At 65.1% G+C, this 5,091-nt stretch carries 4 protein-coding genes; 2 read left to right on the top strand and 2 right to left on the bottom strand.

The window, feature by feature from the left end; translation table 11 throughout:
* Positions 1-309: 309 nt before the first annotated feature.
* Complete coding sequence (locus AC1D00_RS25965) at positions 310-1,884, bottom strand: amidase family protein (protein ID WP_477012611.1); 1,575 nt, start codon at positions 1,882-1,884, stop codon at positions 310-312.
* 247 nt (positions 1,885-2,131) lie between these two features.
* Here AC1D00_RS25965 and AC1D00_RS25960 point away from each other — a divergent pair, with 247 nt between their 5' ends.
* On the top strand, positions 2,132-2,950 hold the full coding sequence (locus AC1D00_RS25960; RefSeq protein ID WP_477012610.1) for a uracil-DNA glycosylase family protein: 819 nt from the start codon (positions 2,132-2,134) through the stop codon (positions 2,948-2,950).
* Positions 2,947-4,557, top strand: a complete 1,611-nt coding sequence (locus AC1D00_RS25955) for an amidohydrolase family protein (RefSeq protein ID WP_477012609.1) — start codon at positions 2,947-2,949, stop codon at positions 4,555-4,557. Before AC1D00_RS25960 ends, AC1D00_RS25955 begins: the two co-directional genes overlap by 4 nt.
* A 7-nt stretch (positions 4,558-4,564) precedes the next feature.
* Here AC1D00_RS25955 and AC1D00_RS25950 read toward each other — a convergent pair.
* A partial coding sequence (locus AC1D00_RS25950) for an aldo/keto reductase (RefSeq protein ID WP_477012608.1) occupies positions 4,565-5,091 on the bottom strand: 527 nt, incomplete at its 5' end.

The raw sequence follows: 5,091 nt of genomic DNA, 5'->3' as shown, positions 1-5,091 counted from the left end.
GAAGTAACCCTAACGGTTATTGGTGAATTGGCTAAAATACGAATCAAATTGGATTAACGAATTTGGTGCGCGCCTTGCTGCGCCTCGTGCCGTGCCTACCCTTCTCCCCTTGTGGGAGAAGGTGGCATAGGCGGCCTTTGGCCGCCGTTCTTAAGAACGCCGAAGCAACGCTTCGGCTACGGCGCCGGATGAGGGGTTGCATCCACGAATTCCAATGCACGAGATCGCTCGAGGAGAGAAACCCCTCACCCGTCTCGCCGCTGCGCGGCGAGCCACCCTCTCCCACAAGGGAAGAGGGGGGACCAACCTCTATTCCATCGTCTCCCAGAGGCGATGGGCGAGCACGCCGGCACGCTTCTCGATCGCCGCCGCGGCATCGAGCGCGAGGTCCTCGCGATAGCGCCCGGTGATGAGCTGCACGCCGATCGGCTTGCCCTCGTGCAGCGCCACCGGCACGACCGCGCCGGGCAGGCCCAGCACGTTGATCGCGGAGATGAAGCGTATCCCGCCCCAGAACACCTCCTGCACGCGCTCGGCGCTGACCGAGTCGTCGCGCGGGCCCGGCGTCGGACTGACCGTGGTCGGCGCCAGCACGACCGGATAGTCCTCGAAGAACAGCTGCCAGGCGCGGATGTGGCCGTTGCGCGCGGCCGTCGCCTGCATCCAGGCCTTGAGATCGAGCACGTTGGCCTTGGTCTTCATGCCGTTCCACGCCTTGTGGAAATCCTCGGTCGTGACCTTCAGCATCGCGGCCTCCTGCATCACCATCGTCTCGTTGGTGATGATGTCGCACCAGGTCTGCCAGACGCCGTTGATGTCGGGCACCTCGACCTCGCTGACGCGATAACCGGAACGCTCGAGGTGATCGGCGGCCTGGCGCAGCGCCGCGGCGACGGACGGATCGACGTTCATGTCGTCGGGGATCTTCGCCAGCGCGACCTTGATCGGTCCCTTCGGCTTCGACCCGACCAGCGGCGCCGGCACCCACCAGGGATCACGCGGATCGCGCTGGCTCATCACCTCCAGCGCAAGGCGGACGTCGGCGACGTGGCGGGCGAGCGGCCCCTGCGCCGACATCAGATGCGCCAGCATCGGTCGCTCGGCCGTTGCGCTGCCGTTGAAGGCGGGGATGCGGCCCTGCGTCGGCTTGATCGTGGCAATGCCGTTGCAATGCGCCGGCCAGCGCAGCGAGCCGCCGATGTCGTTGCCGTGGGCGATGGTGCCGATGCCGGCGGCCACCGCCGAACCGGCGCCGCCCGAGGAGCCGCCGCAGGTGATATCGGGGTCCCAGGGGTTCAGCGTCAGCCCATGCAGGGGATTGTCGGTGAAGCCGCGGAAGGAGAATTCCGGCGTGTTGGTGAGACCGATGACGATCGCGCCGGCCTTCTTCAGGTTGCGGACAACCGGCGCATCCGACGGCGCGATGAGGTCCTTGTTGGCGGGCACGCCGTTGAAGTTCGGCCGGCCTTCGTAATCGACGTTTTCCTTGATGGTGATGGGCACGCCGTGCAGGAGGCCGAGCTCGCCGCCCTTGGCGCGCTGCTTGTCGGCCGCATGCGCGGCCTTCAGCGCTTCCTTGCTGAGATCGACAACGACCGCATTCAGCCTGGGATTGACCGCGCGCATCCGATCCAGATGCGCCTCGACGGTCTCGACCGCGGAGATTGCGCCATTGCGGATCGCGGCCGCAGTGTCGACCGCAGACCATTGCCAGACCGGTCCCTTGGGACGGCGCGCTGTGGCCGGTTTGCGCGGGGTCGCCTTCTTGACTGCCTTCTTCGCGGCTTTCGCGACGGCGCCCTTGCGGGCGGTGGCTTTCTTGCTCGAGGTCTTCGTTACTTTCCTTGAAACACTTTTCTTCTTGCTTGCCGTCTTCTTCGCCACGCCGCATCTCCTGAAAATTGCGCCGCGGAGGTTATGGAGATCACGCGACCGTGTACAGGGCGCGTTTCTGCATGGCGCGTTGTCGCGACGCTCTGTCACGGCCCCGGAGCGAGAGACGTTCGTGAACCTTTGCGCGCCCTGTCTTGACCCACATAGAGGTTGAATGGCGCAACAAACGAGCGCCAAGATTGCGGCAACCAGTTTTTTGACGCAGCTATTTCGACATCGGCAGATTGGAGCATTTTCCATGCTCACAGAATTCGACGGCGGATACGGCGAACAACCCTTTCGCGACCTGTGCGCCGACTACCCCGGCGCTGAAGCCTACGATCCCCACGATTTCCGGATTGAATGGGGACCGATCTTTCACCGCGGYCGGCTCGACGGATCGGCGCGCGTGCTGATCGTCGGCCAGGACCCCGCCCAGCACGAGACCATCGTGCGCCGGATCCTGGTCGGCACCGCGGGCCGCCGGACCCAGGGCTTCCTGGCCAAGCTCGGCATCACGCAGAGCTACGTGATGGTGAACACCTTCCTGTACAGCGTTTACGGTCAGAGCGGCGGCTCCAAGCACAAGAACGAGCCCGGCATCGTCGAATATCGCAACAAATGGTTCAAGGCCGTGCTGGGCCCCGGCAACATCGAGGCTGTCGTCTCGCTCGGCGGCCTCGCGGACGAGGCCTGGAAAGCCTGGCTCAAGAGCTCCGACGGCGCGGCCTACAAGACCCTCGCGTATCAGCACATCACCCACCCGACCTGGCCGGAAAGCTCTGCGCATGATTCGGCGACGCAGGCCGCGAATACCAAGATCATGCTGACCAAATGGAATGCCGCCCTTGCCGCGCTGGCGCCTGAGGTCGAGCATCCCGACGTGCCGACGGCACTCGTGCCGTATGGCGACGCCTTCAAGCCGTCCGAACTCGTCGACATCATTGCAAAAGATCTTCCGGCGGGACTGCCGGCCTGGATGCGTGGAGACACGCCATGGGCCGTACGCCAGGGCGCTGACGCAGCAACCAAGCGGCGCACGATCACGATCACCATTCCCGATGGGGTGATTCCATGAGCCCGGCCGCAAGCCCGAAGCGATGGGCGCTGACCGGCCGGATCGTGACGATGGCCGCGGAGGGCGACGTCATCAAGAACGGGACGATCTTCATCGAGGATAATCGGATCGCCGCGATCCTGGCCAAGGGACAGCCGGCCCCAACGGGCTTCGAGGCCGTTGCCGCGGTGGCCACCGGCGGCACCATCTATCCCGGCCTGATCGAGCTGCACAATCACCTCAGCTACAACATCCTGCCGCTCTGGCGCGTGCCGCAACTCTTTGGCAATCGCGACCAGTGGCAGAACGCCAAATCGTACAAGACGTCCGTGACCGGCCCCATGAGCGCGATCGCTCTTGCCGACGACGGCTCGCTGCTGCCGGCCCTGGTTCGCTATGTCGAAGCCAAATGCCTGGTCGCGGGAACGACGACGAGCCAGGGGATCACGCTGTCGAACTGGAGCGGCACGATCCACAAATACTACAAGGGGGCGCTACGCGCGGCCGAGATCGGAAGCCCACCCGATCTTCCGCGGGCACACTCCAAGATTCCAGACATCGATGCCGAGGATTGGGCGAAGTTCGACAACGAGCTCAAATCATCGGCGTGCTTCCTGCTGCATCTCAGCGAAGGCATCGACGCCAAGGCGCACAGCCACTTCCTCGCCTTGCGCAACTCCGCGGGAGACTGGGCGATCGAGCCGTCGCTGGCCGGTATTCATTGTACGGCGCTCGATGCGACCGACTTCGGAACCATGGCTGAAAACCATGCCAAGGTCGTGTGGTCGCCCCTCAGCAATCTGCTGCTCTATGGCAAGACGACCGACATCGTCGCCGCGCGCACGGCAGGCCTCACCGTCGCGCTGGGCTCGGACTGGTCGCCCTCCGGCAGCAAGAACCTGCTGGGCGAGCTGAAGGCGGCGAAGGTCGTATCCGCACATTTCAATCTCGGCTTCAGCGACTACGACATCGTCGCGATGGCGACGCGCAATCCCGCCGCGATCCTGAAATGGGAAGGTAAGTTGGGGACGATCGCCAAGGGCAAGTTCGCCGATCTCCTGGTCGTGAAGGGAGTGACCGGCGATCCCTACGTCCATCTGATCAAGTCGCGCGAGCAGGATATCGTCCTGGTCACGATCGGCGGTCGGCCGCGCTACGGGACGAAGAAGGCCATGCAGCAAGCCGGCGCAAGCGGCGAGGCCCTCAAGATCGGCAGGAGCGCGCGGACGATCGATTTCACTTCGCCCGACCAGGATCCGGGGATCGAGAACGTCACGCTGGCGGAGGCGACGAGCCGCCTGGGCGCCGCGCTCGGCAATCTCGGCACGCTGCAACCGCATAGCATCGCCATGAGCGCGGCGATCGCCAGCGGAACGGTGTCACGAGCCGGATGGCGCCTCGCACTCGACGAGCAGTTCGGCAACAATGTCCAATTGCGCCCGCGGCTCGCCTATAACGGCATCCGGACCGGCCCCGATCTGGCGGCCGTCGCAGCGGTCGCCGAGCCGCTGCATCCGATCAAGCTCGATGGTCTCACGGTGGCGGGCGATCCCGTCTTCCTGGACACGCTGAAGAGCGAGCCCAACCTTCCGCAAGGACTGGGCGCAGCGATTGCCGCCTTCTATTAGCCATCCGTCACACCAGCGGCCGATTGAGCCGCGCAAAACCCTCCTGGATGCGATAGGGGTAATAGGGATAGGGCGGCATGACGGCGCTCGCCTCGTCGAGGCGCTTGATCTGGTCCGCGCCCAGCGACCAGCCGACCGCACCGAGATTGTCGCGCAGCTGCGCCTCGTCGCGGGCCCCGATGATCACGGAGGAGACGGTAGGGCGCGACAGCAACCAGGCGATCGCGACCTGCGGTACGGTGCGGCCGGTCTCGGCTGCAATCGCGTCTAACACGTCGACGATCGCGTAAAGTCGCTGCGCGTCCACGGGCGGGCCGAATTGCGCGGTGGCGTGCAGGCGGCTCTCTTGCGGCAGCGGCTGGCCGCGCCGGATCTTTCCGGTCAACCTGCCCCAACCGAGCGGGCTCCAGACCAGCGCACCGACGCCCTGGTCGTGCGCGAGCGGCATCAACTCCCACTCATAGTCGCGGCCGAGCAGCGAGTAATAGACCTGGTGCGCGACATAACGCGGCCAGCCGTGGCGGTCCGCCATAG

This window comes from Bradyrhizobium sp. P2_E8 (assembly GCF_056403875.1).
The sequence above is the reverse complement of the archived record's forward strand: the minus strand, read 5'-3'. Positions and strand labels throughout refer to the sequence as shown.